This window comes from Streptomyces winkii, from assembly GCF_032248595.1.
In the GTDB taxonomy this organism is placed as follows: domain Bacteria; phylum Actinomycetota; class Actinomycetes; order Streptomycetales; family Streptomycetaceae; genus Streptomyces; species Streptomyces winkii.
In genome coordinates this window covers 635,417-648,842 of the sequence record NZ_JASTTH010000001.1, presented here as the reverse complement: position 1 = coordinate 648,842, position 13,426 = coordinate 635,417, and the positions used below count along the sequence as shown (strand labels likewise).

The window sequence follows — 13,426 nt, the reverse complement described above, 5'->3', positions numbered from 1 at the left end:
CGTATGACAGTTGTCAGCGGTCAGCCGGCTTCCCTCAGCCGACCGCCGTCCGTCCGCGTCACTGCGGCTTCAGCGGGATCTCCTGCACGCGCTTGGCCGGGCTGGTCTCCTTCAGCGCGAGACGCAGCGCACCCGCCACGTCCTGCGGCGAGACCGGCGTCTTGCTGCCGTCGCCACGGGTGATCTTCACGCCGTCGAACGTCGTGCCGTACAGGCTCCGCAGCACCGGCAGATCGTACGTGTCGACCAGGGTGCCGTTGACGGGCTTCATCGACAGGAACTTCGGCAGCGACTTCTCCGGGCTGAACTGGATCGAGGCGTCACCCGCCTTGATCGTCACAAGTCCGGACATGGCGGGCTTGCCGAACTCCCTGATCGCCCTGGCGATCTCCTTCTTCCCGACCTTCGGCTGCTGGAGGGCGACGGGCAGTTCGACGGGGCTGTTGTTCCCCGTGGCGGCGCGCGTGCGGTACGCCTTCTGAAGCGCCTTGCTCGCCTTGCCCGTGTCGATCCCCTTGTGCGTCTTGCCCGGTACGGCGACGGCCTTGCCGTCGACGAACTTGACCATTCCGTCCTTGGGCGCACCCCCGCCGATCCCCGTCTCCTTGGAGACCTGCGAGAGGGCCGAGGCCATCTTCTCCTTGTCCACCTTGAGCGCGGGCTCCGCGTCCCGCTCGACGCCGAAGAGCGAGCCGATGACGCTGACGGGGTTGTAGTCCCGTCCGGCGGCGCTGCGCACCGTCGCCTCGGTGTCCAGCGTCATGCCCGCGACGCTCGGCTTGAGCTTGGTCCGCTTGTCCCCGGCCACGACGGTGAACGCCTGCGTCGTACGGTCGCCGAAGGCGGCGTCCAGCTTGTTGACCGCCTCGTGCCGGCTCATGCCGCCGATCTCGACGCCGAGCACGGTGGTGCCGTTCGGCACGTCCGCGTGGTCGAGGAGCAGCCCCGCGCCGTACGCGATGCCGACGACGCCGAGCACGGCCACGCCCGCGATCATCAGCTTCGAACGCCCGCCGGACGACGCGTCGCCGCGGTCCACGGCCGGCTTGGAGGAGGCGCGCTCGAACGGCGAGCCGGAGGTGCCGATGCTGTCCTCGTCGGCGAGACGGGGCGCCCGGCTCATCAGGGTCTCGCTGACGATGCGGTCGCCGTCGGCGTCGTCCTCCACGGCGACGCCGTCGCGGCTGCCGTTGGACCCGCCGTAGGCGGGCAGGCCGCCCGAACCTCCCGGTTCGCGCGCGAGCATCTCCTCGCCCACGCCGCCGGGCGCGAACGGCGCCCGGCCGGTGCCCAGTCCGAGAGTCGAGCTCGCCGGCGACTCGGGCGGCGCACCGCCCTGACCAAGCGGCGGGGGCAGCGGCATGTCGCCGCTGACGGGGCCGGTCGTCGGCCCGTCCTGACCCTGGCCGGCGCCCGGTTCGGCCGGGCCGCCCGGTGCGGGTGTGCCGCCAGGCGGGGTGTCGGTACGGGGCAGGGAGTACGAGCCCGTGTCGTACGGATCGCCCGATCCGTACGAATCGCCCACGCCGTAGGGGTTTTGCACGCCGTACGGATCCTGGCCGTCGCGGCCGCCGTACGGGAGGTCCGCGCCGGGCGGCGTGCCCGGGCCGGGGCCCGCGGGACCGCCGGGGCGCGGACCGGTGAGCGGACCCGCGCCGACGCCGGACCCGGCGCCCGCTCCCGTACCGGAACCCGAACTGCCCGAAGACGGCTTCGCCTTGCGGGGCGCGAACCAGTCGCTGGTCTCCTGCGTGAACTCGCCGCCGGCGGAGGTGTCCTCGGACGCCCGCGACGAACCTGGCGCTCCGGCACCGGCGCCGGGACCCGAACCCGGCGAACCCGGTGCTCCCGCACCGCCGCCCGGACCCGCGCCGGGCCCGGTGCCGGGAACCCCGTCGCCGGGTGCGCGCAGCGGGTGCGCGTCGTCCGGAGAGGCCCCTCGCTGCTCCGGGCCGCCCGCCGCACCGTCGGCCTTGCCGCCGCCTGTTTCGCCTTCGCTCACGGGCGTACGCATCACGACAGGCGGAATCGGCCGCGAGCCGGGGATGTTGATCCGGATGCGGGTGGTCAGCGTCGTCTCTGTCTTGCGGTCTTCGGGCCGCCTCTGCGTGTCCGAGGCCGCCGCCTCCTCCGAGTCGGCGGAGTCACCGGCGGCACCGGGGCCGTACGGCTCGGTGCCCGGCGGATACGACGAACCGCCACGGCCCTGCGGCCCGGAGGACGAACGGTCAGTTTCACGACTCAAAGCAGGTACTCCCGGTTGGGTTCACCGCCCATCATGCTTGCCCAGGACGGCTCGCCGGCGCGCACAAGCTTACTTGGGGTCGCCGTCGCTGGACCCTCTCCCTCGTAATCCCCTGGACAACGGCCTCATCAGCGGTACTTGTGCCCTGGCACTGGCGGTGCCGGCAGCGCGATGGTGGCACACATCACAGCCGCGAGCACCCCGCCGAGTAGAAACACGTACGAACCGAGTCCCGCCCCGAAGACGAAGTCGCCCTCAGGCCGCGGAGATGTCAACACGAACGCGGTGACCACCCAGCCCGCACCGGGCATCGCCGCCCCCACCCGAGTACGGCACAACTTGCCGCCGCCCCAGAAGAGTCCGACCGCACCGGCCAGCGCGAGCAGCAGACCGCCGGGGAACCAGCCGCTCTGCACGAGCGCCCCGGCGGACGCCGTCAGCACGCCGAGCACGAGCAGCACGAGGTAGACGCCCATGCGTGCCGGGCGGGACGCGGGCACCCGCGACGGCCACGGCGGTTGCTCCTGGCGGCCAGCCGCCGGCCGGCCTCCGCCGCCCGGCTCACGCTTCTCCTCGTCACGCCCCTCGCTCATGCTTCCGCTCCCGCTCCCGCGAACAAGTCCTGTGTGATGCGCCCGGCATGCTCTCCCGCACGATGCGCGAGGCGGTAGTACTCCGTACTCAGCAGGGGCTGGCCCAGGCCGTTGGAGAGGGCGAACGTGTCGCCGGCCACGGTGATCTGGGTCGCGTGCGCACGCATGGCGGCGGCCTTCGCCTCCGCGTGCGCCCGTCCGTCGACCACGGCGTCGACCGACGTCTCGTCCTCCACGAGCCCCGGCACGTCCTCCGGCTCCGCCAGCACGGCGTACGGGGACGGCGACGCCGCTCGCAGCCGTGCGAAGCCCTCCTCGACTGCTGCGCGGGGCACGCAGTTCCAGTAGATACGGGCCACTTCGTGCGGTTCGCCCGCGTCGGGCGCCACGCCCGCTTCGGCGGCAAGTTCGGCGGCGCGCATGGCGACGCGGTGCGTCTGGATGTGATCGGGATGCCCGTAGCCGCCGTCCGGGTCGTACGTGACCAGCACCTGCGGACGCACCTCGCGGACGATTCGGACGAGGTGCAGCGCGGCCTCGTCGAGCGGTGCCTGCCAGAAGCAGCCGGCGCGCAGGTTCGTGGAGAGGTTCATCATCCCGGAGTCCCGGTAGCGGCCGGGGCCGCCGAGGATGCGGTGGTCCGCGACGCCGAGTTCGCGCATGGCGTGGGCGAGTTCGCCCATGCGGTGACGGGCCAGCGGGGTGAGGCCGGCCGGCGCGGGCCCCTGCTCCGGCGCTGTTCCCGGCTGGGACTGCCGTCCCGGCTGCGCCCGTTCCGGCTGCTCCGGCTCGTGCCCCGGCTGTGCGGGGGCGAGGTGCGCCAGTTCGGCGGGGATGACCTCGCCCTCCTCGCCCAAAGTGCAGGTGACCAGCGTGACGTGGACGCCCTCGGCCACGTATTTCGCCATGCTGGCACCGTTGTTGATCGATTCGTCGTCCGGGTGCGCGTGCACCAGCAGCAGACGCCGGTCAGGGGCTGCGCTCATGCCCAGACCCTACGGCCCCGCCGGAACGCCCCCGTAGAACAGGTCAGAACTTGATGTCCCCGAGCATCCCCGCGACGTTCGTCGTCAGTTCGTTGATCGTGGGAGCGATCGACGACCCTGCCAGATAGAAGCCCAGCAGTACGCAGACCACGGCGTGCCCCGCCTTCAGACCGGACTTCTTCACGAGAAGCAGGACGATGATCAAGAGCAGCACGACCGCCGAAATCGAGAGTGCCACGGCGGTTCACCTCCAAGTACGCGCGGTCGGGCGACGGATCCGGACAGCATGAGCCCATGACACGAGCGGGCACCGGCTTCCTACCCGGCTCCCGTCTCGCGCAATGGATCATAACTATCCGTCAGATGGCATGGGCCGGGTGCACGGGTGCAGACGAGGGGCGCATATTCGATTCCGGCCACCGCGGGGAGCGCCCGCCAGCCTCTACGCTCTGCCGCATGGCCACTACCTTCCCCCGTCAGTACGCGCGCACCCAGCGTTTCACCCTGGGCGCCCCCCGCGCGTTCACCGTCAGCCCCGATGGCTCGCGCGTCGTCTTCCTCCGCTCCCGCGAGGGCACTGACCGGGCGAATCTGCTGTGGGTGCGAGACCCGTCCGGCGCGCGGGAGTACGCCGCGGCGGACCCCGCGGAGCTGCTGGGGGGCGCAGAGGAGGAGCTCTCCGCGGAGGAGCGCGCCCGGCGTGAGCGCAGCCGCGAAGGTTCGGCCGGAATCGTCGGATATGCCGCTGACAAGGCGGTCGAGCGTGCCGCCTTCGCGCTCTCCGGGCGGCTGTTCACCGCCGACCTGCGGACGGGCGACTGGAGCGAACTGGGAACGCCCGCACCGGTCGTCGACCCGCGCCCCTCCCCCGACGGCTCGCTCATCGCGTACGTCGCGGGCGGCGCGCTGCGCGTCGTCGGCACGGACGGCACGGGAGACCGCGTCGTCGCCGCCCCCGAGAACGACCGGATCACATACGGTCTGGCCGAATTCGTCGCCGCCGAGGAGATGGACCGCAGCCGCGGCTTCTGGTGGGCCCCGGACGGCGAGCGGCTGCTCATCGCCCGCGCCGACGACGCCCCCGTGCGGCGGTGGTGGATCGCCGACCCGGCGCACCCGGACCGGGAGCCGTCCGAGGTGGCGTATCCGGCGGCCGGCACGCCCAACGCCGACGTCACGCTGCACCTGTTGAGCGCGGACGGCGAGGAGCGCCGTGCCGTCGAGTGGGACCGCGACGGCTTTCCGTATCTCGCACGCGTCCACTGGTCGGCGGGCGGACCGCCGCTGCTGCTCGTGCAGTCCCGCGAGCAGCGCACGCAGCGGTATCTGCGCGTCGACACCGCTACGGGCGCCACCAGCACGCTCCTCACGGAGGAGGACCCCGACTGGCTGGAGCTGTTCGCGGGCGTGCCCGCGTGGACGCCGGACGGGCGGCTCGTACGCATCGCGGACGTGCGGGGGGCGCGGGTGCTGATGGTGGGCGAAGAGGCCTTCACAGCCGCCTCGTTGCACGTACGGGCCGTGCTCGACGTCGCCGCGGACGGCGTGCTCTTCTCCGCTTCTGCGGGCGGCGGCGAGGGCGGCACGGCGGACGGGGACGGGAAAGGGGACGCGGACGGGGACGCCCAAGTCGGCGATGTCGGCGTGCACTTCGCGCGCTTCGCCGACGACGGCTCGCCCGGCGGCGTCGAGCGCCTCACCGACCCGGACGCTCACGGCGGCCCGGGTGCCGCCGCCGACGGCACCGACAACTCCGGCTCCGGCGGCACCGGCAGCACCGGCAGCACCGCCTCAAGTGACGCCGCCGGTCCGCCTCATGTGGCCTCCGCCGTGCGCGGCGGCGACACCCTCGTGATGTCCACCGCGTCGCTCTCACGCGCGGGTTCGCGTGCCGCCGTCCTGCGCATGGGCGGCGCGGGCAGGGCGCTTCCGCTCAAGCCCGTTGACGTTGTGCCCTCCCACGCCGAACAGCCCCTGCTCTCCACGGCACCGCGCCTGCTGCACACCGGTGAGCGGCGGATCCCCGCGGGCCTGGTGCTGCCCACGGGCTACCGGGACGGCGACGGGCCGCTGCCCGTGCTGATGGACCCGTACGGCGGGCCGCACGGCCAGCGCGTGGTCGCGGCGCACAACGCCTGGCTCACCTCGCAGTGGTTCGCCGACCAGGGCTTCGCGGTGGTCGTCGCCGACGGCCGCGGTACGCCCGGCCGTTCGCCCGCGTGGGAGAAGGCGGTCTCGCGGAACATCGCCGACGTCACGCTCGACGACCAGATCGAGGTGCTGCTGGCGCTCGCGGCGGACCATCCGCTGGATCTGACGCGGGTCGGCATCCGCGGCTGGTCGTACGGGGGTTATCTCGCGGCGCTCGCCGTGCTGCGCCGTCCCGATGTCTTCCACGCGGCCGTCGCGGGCGCGCCCGTCACCGACTGGCGGCTGTACGACACGCACTACACCGAGCGCTACTGCGGCATGCCGGAGGAGGATCCCGAGGTGTACGCGCGCTCCTCCGTGATCACCGACGAGGGGCTCTCCGGCGCCGCCGCGCAGCACCGTCCGCTCATGCTGATCCACGGGCTGGCGGACGACAACGTGGCCGCCGCGCACACGCTCCGCCTCTCCTCCGCGCTTCTCGCCGCGGGCCGCCCGCACGAGATGCTGCCGCTGTCGGGCGTCACGCACATGACGCCGCAGGAGCAGATCGCCGAGAACCTGCTGCTGCTCCAAGTGGCCTTCCTCAAGCGCACGTTGGGCGTCGCGTAGCGGCGGCCGAAGAGAGCGGAGAACGCAAGAGAACGCGGAGAACGCGACGAACGATTCGAGGCCGGTACGGAGCCCGGGCGGCGCCCCGGCTCCGTACCGGCCTCGTACCGGCTTCGTATGGCAGCAGACCGGCCTCAGCCGGCCGCAGAACGTGTCTCAGGCCTCCATCGCCTTGAGCGCCGAGTCCAGGACGACGTCCTCGCCCCGCCCCGTCGTCGAGCCCTCCTCCGGGAAGTGGCACGCCGTCAGGTGCCCCGCGGTGTTGCCCGCGATCTGGACGAGCGGCGGCTCCTCCGTCGCGCACTTGTCCTGCGCCTTCCAGCAGCGCGTGCGGAACCGGCACCCCGAGGGCGGGTTGATCGGCGAGGGCACGTCGCCGGCGAGGCGGATGCGCTCGCGCTGCTCCTCCTCGTCGTCGTCCAGCTTCGCCTCGGGCACGGCGGAGAGCAGCGCGTGCGTGTACGGGTGGCGCGGGCGCATGTAGATGGAGTCGCGGTCGCCGACCTCGACGATCTTCCCCAGGTACATCACCGCGAGGCGCTGCGAGAAGTGCCGCACGATGGCCAGGTCGTGCGCGATGAAGACGAAGGCGATGCCGAGGTCGCGCTGCACCTTCTGAAGCAGGTTGACGACCTGTGCCTGGATCGAGACGTCGAGCGCGGAGACCGGCTCGTCCGCCACGATCAGCTTCGGCTCCAGCGCGAGCGCCCGCGCGACGCCGATGCGCTGCCGCTGGCCGCCGGAGAACTCGTGCGGGAAGCGGTTGTAGTGCTCCGGGTTGAGGCCGACGGTCTCCAGCATCTCCCGGATGCGCTTCTCGCGTCCGCCGGGCGGATCGATCCCGTTGACCTCCATCGGGTTGCCGATGATGGAGCCGACGGTCTGCCGCGGGTTCAGCGACGAGTACGGGTCCTGGAAGATCATCTGGATCTCGGAGCGTACGGGCGCCAGTTGCTTGCGGCTGGCGTGCGAGATGTCCCGGCCGCGGTAGGAGATCTTGCCGCGCGTGGGCTCCAGCAGCCGCGTCAGCAGCCGTCCGGTCGTGGACTTGCCGCATCCCGACTCGCCGACGAGGCCGAAGCTCTCGCCCTCCATCACGGTCATGTCGACGCCGTCGACGGCCTGGACCGCGCCCACCTGCCGCTTGAACGGGAAGCCGCCCATGATCGGAAAGTGCTTGGTCAGGCCCTCGACGGACAACAGGGGCTCGCCGGAGGCCGGCCCATCGTCCTGCGGCTTGGTCAGGGTGAGTTCTTCGCTCATTGCTGTGATTCTCCCTAGCCCAGCCGGGGTTTGATCTGGTCGATGAAGAAGGTCTTCTTCTGCTCGGCCGTCAGGTGGCAGGCGGAGCCGCGCCCGGCGGGCAGCCGCGGCCGGTCGGCGGAGCAGGACTTGTCGCCGGCGACCTGGTCCACGTAGTCGCACCGGGGGTGGAACGGGCAGCCCGGCGGCGGCGCGAGCAGGCTCGGCGGAGTGCCCTTGATCGGGACCAGCTCCTCCTCGACGTCGCTCGACAGCCGCGGCATGGAGCTCAGCAGGCCCCAGGTGTACGGGTGTTGGGGCGCCCGCAGCACCTCGGTGACGCTGCCGCGCTCCACGGCGCGCCCGCCGTACATCACCAGGATGTCGTCGGCGACGTTGGCGATCACACCCAGGTCGTGGGTGATGAAGATGATCGCCGAACCGAACTCCTGCTGGAGGTCCTTGAGAAGGTCCAGGATCTGCGCCTGGACGGTCACGTCGAGCGCGGTCGTCGGCTCGTCGGCGATCAGCAGGTCCGGGTTGCACACGAGCGCCATCGCGATCATCGCGCGCTGCCGCATGCCGCCGCTGAACTGGTGCGGGTAGTCGTCGACGCGCAGCTTGGCGTTGGGGATGCCGACCTTGTCCAGCATCTCGATCGCCCGCTGATGCGCGTCGTGCTTGGAGGCGCCCATGTGCTTGCGGTACGGCTCGGCGATCTGGCGGCCCACCGTGTAGTACGGCGAGAGCGCCGTCAGCGGGTCCTGGAAGATCATCGCCATCTTGTTGCCGCGCAGCGACTCCAGCGTCTTCTCCCGCGCGCCGGTCAACTCCTGTCCGTCCAGCAGGATTTCGCCGGAGACATCGGTCTTCTTCGGGTTGTGCAGCCCGAGGATGGACAGGTTCGTCACCGACTTGCCGGAGCCGGACTCGCCGACGATGCCGAGGGTGCGGCCGCGCTCCAGGTCGAAGGAGAGGCCGTCGACGGCCTTGACGGTGCCGCCCTCGGTGTCGAAGTGCACATACAGGTCGCGTACGGAGAGGAACGCGCCGGACGCTCCCGCATCGCGCGGAGCCGGGACGTCCGCTTCCTGGGTCAGGGTGGTCACAGCGGTACTCCTAGGCCAGCCGCACGCGCGGGTCGATGAATGCGTAAGCGGCGTCCACGATGACGTTGAAGAGGATGATGAACGTCGCCGAGAAGAGCATCACGCCCATCACCATGGGGAGATCGGTGTTCTGCACGGACTCGACCGCGAGCCTTCCCAGGCCCGGCAGCGAGAAGGTCCACTCGGTGATCATCGCGCCGCCGAGGAGCGAGCCGAGGTCGACGCCGAAGATCGTCACGATGGGGATGAGCGAGCCGCGCCAGGCGTAGCGGAAGAAGACGAACTTCCCCGACATGCCCTTGGCCCTCGCCGTGCGGACGTGGTCCTCGGCGAGCTGCTCGATCATCGAAGAGCGCGCCAGACGTGTGTAGTTCGCGGTGAAGATGATCTGGATCACGAGCCACGGGATGAGCAGGCCCATGAACCAGGCGCCCGGATCCTCCGTCAGCGGCACGTACGCGGGCTGGTCCAGGATCCCCAGGTTGAACACGAAGAGCGCCAGTGCGAGGGGGCCGACGAAGTAGATCTGCATCGAGCTGAGCACGAGCGAGATCGTGCTGAAGAGCTTGTCGGCCATGGTGCCGCGCTTCCAGGCCGCGATCATGCCCGCGCCGAGCCCGATCGTCAGGAAGACCACCGCACCGCCGATGGTGAGCGAGACCGTGGTCGGGAAGCGGTCGAGGATCGTGTTCCAGACCGGGTCCGAGTTGGCGAAGGAGTAGCCGAAGCACGGTGCGGGGCACGCGCCTTGGGCGAAGTCACGGCCGGCCACGATGCCCACCATGAAGTGCCAGTACTGGAGCGGGATGGGCTCGTCGATCCCCATGTTCTTGCGGATGACTTCCAGGGCGTCCGGCGTGCAGTTCTTGCCGCAGGCCAGCATCGCCGGATCTCGCGGTACGGCGTAGAAGAGGAAGAAGGTGACCGCGCTGATGATCAGCAGGATCACGATCGCGCCGAGGGACCGGCGGACGAGGAAACGAAGCATGACGGAACGCAGCTCTCGTGGGCAGCGGATTCAGTGGTGGGGGAATGCCCCGTGGTGCCCTCCCCCGGGGGAGGGCACCACGGCCGGCGCGACCGACCGCGCCGTGTGCGCTGTTACTTCTTGATGTACAGCTGGGTCGGGTCGATGCTGCTCGTGACGTCGTTCACGACGGCGCCTCCGACCTGCGATCCGTACAGCTGGATCTGCTTGTAGTACATCAGCGGAACGTCGGGCACGTCCTCCTTGAGGATCTTGTCCGAGAGCTTGGCCCATTCCTTCGCGGCCGTGTCCGCGTTCTTGATCTTGGAGATGCGGTCCATCTCCTTGTTCATCTTCGGGTTGTTGTAGTGCGAGTAGTTCGCCGCACCGTCCTGCACCTGGCGGCCGTCCAGAGTCGGCGGGACCACGGTGGAGGCACTCGGCCAGTCGGCACCCCAAGAGGAGTGGTACATGTCGTACTTGTTCTTGATCTTGCCGATCTGGTCGTAGTACGTGTCCGTGACGATGTCCTTGAGCTGGACGTTGAACCCGGCCTTCTTCAGGTTGTCCTTGGCCGCGATCGAGTAGTCCTGCCACTCAGGCGCGTTCTGGTAGGCGAAGGTGATCTTCGTGCCGGTCTTGCCGGCCTCCTTCAGAATGCGCTTGGCCTTCTTCACGTCGCCCTGCGGGCTCTTGACCTTCCCGTACGGGTCGGACTCGGTGTGACCCGCGACCGTCGGGCTCAGGTAGTTGCCCGCCAGCTCGCCGCCGCCGGAACCACCGAACGCCTGGACCAGCGACTGGGCCGGCAGCGCGTAGGCGATGGCCTGGCGGACCCGCTTGTCCTTCAGCCGGTCCATGTTGAGCGAGATCTTGCCGACGTAGGGCTGGTAGCCCGCCAGCGAGCGCTTCTTGACCTTGGGGTCGGAGCGCACCGACTGCATGCTGGAGGCGTCGACCTGGTTGGTGTAGCTGACGGCCGTCTTGTTCTCCGCGCTGTCGGAGACGAGCCGCTTGGTCGAGGCCTCGAAGGAGACGCCGAACTGGATGTTGTGCGCGTCCGGGTACTGGTGGCGCACCGCGTCCGTCTTCGGGTCCCACTCGGTGTTGCGGACGAGCTTCATGCTCTTGCCCGACTTGAAGGAGGCGATCTTGTACGGGCCGGAGGACACCGGCTTCTTGTCGTACTTCTCCTTCGTGTCGCCCTTCTCCTGGACGGCCGCGTATCCGGCCATGCCCAGCGCGTAGGGCAGGTCGGGCTGCGGGTCCTTGAAGTGGAAGACGATGGTCTTGTCATCCGGCGTCTCGAGGACCTTGTCCGGCAGGTGCTTGCCCTTGAACGGACCGTCCGGCAGGAGCTTGCGGTAGCCGGTGCCGCTCTTGCCCGCCAGCCACTGCTGGACGTAGACGGGGCCCTCGGAGATGAACGGCGCGAACTGCCGCTCGAAGGTGTGGCGTATGTCCTTCGAGGTGATGGGAGTGCCGTCCTCCCACTTGATGCCGTCCTTCAGTTCGTACTTCCACGTCCTCTTGTCCGCGGACGGCTGGCCGCTGTCCTTGGCGAGGTCGCCGACGACGGTGTACTTACCGGCGTTGTCGCGCTTGTAGGTCGTCAGGCGGCGGTGGATGAGGGTCGACATGGCGCCCTCGTCGCTGACGTACATCTGCGCGGGGTCGAGGTGGGCGAAGCTGTCGCGCTGGTAGACGGTGAGGGTGCCGCCCTTCTTGGCGCCCTTGACCGGCGCGGCCGGCCCCGTCGACGCCTTCGCGTCGCCGAAGTCGTACTTGACCTGCTGCTTCGCGGCGTCGTCCTTGCTCACGCCCCCCGCGTCGCCTCCGCCGCCGCTGCTGCACCCCGTAAGGATGAGAGCGCCCGCGGCGAGCCCCACGACGGAGACGCGCGCCGTACGCATCCTGAATCTGCTCATGGTGGTGGTAGCACCTGCCTGTCGGTTGTCCGTTGCTGCCTGACTCATGCGGTGCTGGGGTGGCAGCACCCCCCGCCTCTCGGTCATCAACGTCCCGATTTCGGGTCGAAGGCGTCCCTGACCGAGTCCCCGAGCAGGTTGAACGCGACGATGAAGATCACCATCGCCACCCCGGGGAAGATCATGTAGGTGATGTCGCTCTGGTAGACCTCGGCGCCCTTCGAGAACATCCGGCCCCAGTCGGGAGTGGACGGGGGCATGCCGACGCCGAGGAAGGAGAGACCGGCGACACCGGTGACGAAGTTCGGAAGCATGTACGTCGACTGGACGAGGATCGGCGTGACCACGTTCGGGATGAGTTCCTTGCGCACGATCCGCCACGGCGGAGTGCCGGCGACCTTCGCCGCCTCGATGAACTCCCGCTCCCGCAGGGTCAGTACCTGTCCGCGCAGCAGCCTCGCGAGGGTCATCCAGCCCAGCAGCCACATGACGAAGATCAGCACCGAGGCACGCATCCAGGTCGGCATCTCGTCCTGCGGGTCGACCATGAGGGCCCCGACCACCGGGATGAAGGCCACGAAGAAGAGCTGGTTCGGGAACGACATCATCAGGTCGGTCAGCCGGCCGAGGAAGTAGTCCGTCTTGCCGCCCAAGTAGCCGCCGGCGACGCCGATCACGATGGCGAGGAGCACCGACAGGATGGTGATCACCACCGCCAGCGACAGCGAGGTGCGGATCCCGTAGATGAGCTGGGTGAACACATCGCGCCCGAGGCCGGGTTCGAGGCCGAACCAGAACTCGCCGTCGATCCCGCCGTTGGGCTTGATCGGGTAGGCGCTGTCGTTGAGCAGACCCGGGCGTTCCTGCCCGTAACGGGTCCAGGGATCCTTGCCGTACAGCCACGAGATCACCGGCGCCAGCGCCGCGATCGCGAACACCGCAAGAACGACGAACGCCGATATGACGCCCGTACGGTCACGCTTGAAGCGCATCCACATGAGCTGGCCGGGCGAACGGCCCACGAGCTGGTCCTTGACGGGCTCTTGGCCGTCGGACGGCTCGGTGGTCAGGCCTGCGCCGTCGGGATCTGGGGTCTCTGCCCCGGCGATCGCGGCCTGGGATGGACTTGTCATCGTGTCTGCGCCCCCGCGCTCGTCATCTATGCGGATAGATCCATGCGTTGGCACGCTGGCAGTCCGTGCCATGGGTTGAGGAGACTTTGCAAGTGAATAACTGCTCAGTCAAGGGGTACCGGCGGCGGCTTGTGGACCCTCGGCGCATCTTGAGCGAAGGTTTTGCAGATTGAGGTCACAGCGTGCTTGACGTGGTTCCCGGCTATCAGACATGTCGTCATATGGACCCCTGAAACGCGTTAACGCGACCGCAACTCAGTCGTCGCAGCTCCGATATACGAACCCGCCACCCTGAACTTCGTACGGCCGTGCGGGTGCCGTAACGCCGGGCCGGGGCGGGGCCATGCCGTCCCGGCCCGGCCGCCGTAGGCCGGGACAGGCCGCGATCAACCGGCCGGCAGGGCGCCGGACCCGGGCCGGACCGAGGCCCGGCCGAACCCCCGCCGAGCCGACCCGCGACGAG

General features: G+C 69.7%; 10 protein-coding genes. 1 reads left to right on the top strand and 9 read right to left on the bottom strand.

The features are described from left to right. Positions 1-58: 58 nt before the first annotated feature. The 4 genes from QQM67_RS02955 to QQM67_RS02940 all read right to left on the bottom strand — a co-directional run bounded on the left by QQM67_RS02955 (position 59) and on the right by QQM67_RS02940 (position 4,062). A complete protein-coding gene (locus QQM67_RS02955; RefSeq protein ID WP_314171926.1) occupies positions 59-2,245 on the bottom strand; it encodes a peptidoglycan binding domain-containing protein in 2,187 nt (728 codons plus the stop codon). Positions 2,246-2,373: 128 nt separating this feature from the next. Beyond that, a complete protein-coding gene (locus tag QQM67_RS02950) occupies positions 2,374-2,838 on the bottom strand; it encodes a DUF6113 family protein (protein WP_314171925.1) in 465 nt (154 codons plus the stop codon). Continuing rightward, positions 2,835-3,824 (bottom strand): N-acetyl-1-D-myo-inositol-2-amino-2-deoxy-alpha-D-glucopyranoside deacetylase, encoded by a 990-nt coding sequence (gene mshB / locus QQM67_RS02945; RefSeq protein ID WP_314171924.1) that lies wholly within the window; start codon positions 3,822-3,824, stop codon positions 2,835-2,837. The genes QQM67_RS02950 and mshB overlap by 4 nt, the downstream gene beginning before the upstream one ends. A gap of 43 nt (positions 3,825-3,867) precedes the next feature. Beyond that, positions 3,868-4,062 carry a hypothetical protein gene (locus tag QQM67_RS02940; RefSeq protein WP_314171923.1) on the bottom strand — a complete coding sequence of 65 codons (195 nt, stop codon included), beginning with the start codon at positions 4,060-4,062 and terminating at the stop codon, positions 3,868-3,870. A gap of 218 nt (positions 4,063-4,280) precedes the next feature. Between QQM67_RS02940 and QQM67_RS02935 the strand changes: the two genes are divergently transcribed. After that, a complete protein-coding gene (locus QQM67_RS02935) occupies positions 4,281-6,584 on the top strand; it encodes a S9 family peptidase (protein ID WP_314171922.1) in 2,304 nt (767 codons plus the stop codon). Between the two features lie 156 nt (positions 6,585-6,740). On the opposite strand, the gene QQM67_RS02930 is transcribed toward QQM67_RS02935, so the two are convergent. From QQM67_RS02930 to QQM67_RS02910, 5 genes are all read right to left on the bottom strand, one after another. Further along, a complete protein-coding gene (locus QQM67_RS02930; protein ID WP_314171921.1) occupies positions 6,741-7,847 on the bottom strand; it encodes an ABC transporter ATP-binding protein in 1,107 nt (368 codons plus the stop codon). 14 nt (positions 7,848-7,861) lie between these two features. Further along, positions 7,862-8,935 carry an ABC transporter ATP-binding protein gene (locus QQM67_RS02925; RefSeq protein WP_314171920.1) on the bottom strand — a complete coding sequence of 358 codons (1,074 nt, stop codon included), beginning with the start codon at positions 8,933-8,935 and terminating at the stop codon, positions 7,862-7,864. A 10-nt stretch (positions 8,936-8,945) separates the two neighbouring features. Continuing rightward, positions 8,946-9,923: an ABC transporter permease gene (locus QQM67_RS02920; RefSeq protein WP_314171919.1), complete on the bottom strand. Its 978-nt coding sequence runs from the start codon at positions 9,921-9,923 to the stop codon at positions 8,946-8,948. Between the two features lie 113 nt (positions 9,924-10,036). Further along, positions 10,037-11,830 (bottom strand): ABC transporter substrate-binding protein, encoded by a 1,794-nt coding sequence (locus tag QQM67_RS02915; protein WP_314171918.1) that lies wholly within the window; start codon positions 11,828-11,830, stop codon positions 10,037-10,039. Positions 11,831-11,916: 86 nt separating this feature from the next. After that, the gene (locus tag QQM67_RS02910; RefSeq protein ID WP_314171917.1) at positions 11,917-12,963 is read right to left on the bottom strand and encodes an ABC transporter permease; all 1,047 of its coding nucleotides are present in this window, start codon (positions 12,961-12,963) and stop codon (positions 11,917-11,919) included. Positions 12,964-13,426: the final 463 nt, after the last annotated feature.

What these genes read in the sequence shown, in the direction of transcription:
- QQM67_RS02950 (WP_314171925.1), bottom strand. Translation starts at nt 2,838, where the DNA reads ATGAGCGAGGGGCGTGACGAGGAGAAGCGTGAGCCGGGCGGCGGAGGC.
- mshB (WP_314171924.1), bottom strand. Translation starts at nt 3,824, where the DNA reads ATGAGCGCAGCCCCTGACCGGCGTCTGCTGCTGGTGCACGCGCACCCG.
- QQM67_RS02935 (WP_314171922.1), top strand. Translation starts at nt 4,281, where the DNA reads ATGGCCACTACCTTCCCCCGTCAGTACGCGCGCACCCAGCGTTTCACC.
- QQM67_RS02930 (WP_314171921.1), bottom strand. Translation starts at nt 7,847, where the DNA reads ATGAGCGAAGAACTCACCCTGACCAAGCCGCAGGACGATGGGCCGGCC.
- QQM67_RS02920 (WP_314171919.1), bottom strand. Translation starts at nt 9,923, where the DNA reads ATGCTTCGTTTCCTCGTCCGCCGGTCCCTCGGCGCGATCGTGATCCTG.
- QQM67_RS02915 (WP_314171918.1), bottom strand. Translation starts at nt 11,830, where the DNA reads ATGAGCAGATTCAGGATGCGTACGGCGCGCGTCTCCGTCGTGGGGCTC.
- QQM67_RS02910 (WP_314171917.1), bottom strand. Translation starts at nt 12,963, where the DNA reads ATGACAAGTCCATCCCAGGCCGCGATCGCCGGGGCAGAGACCCCAGAT.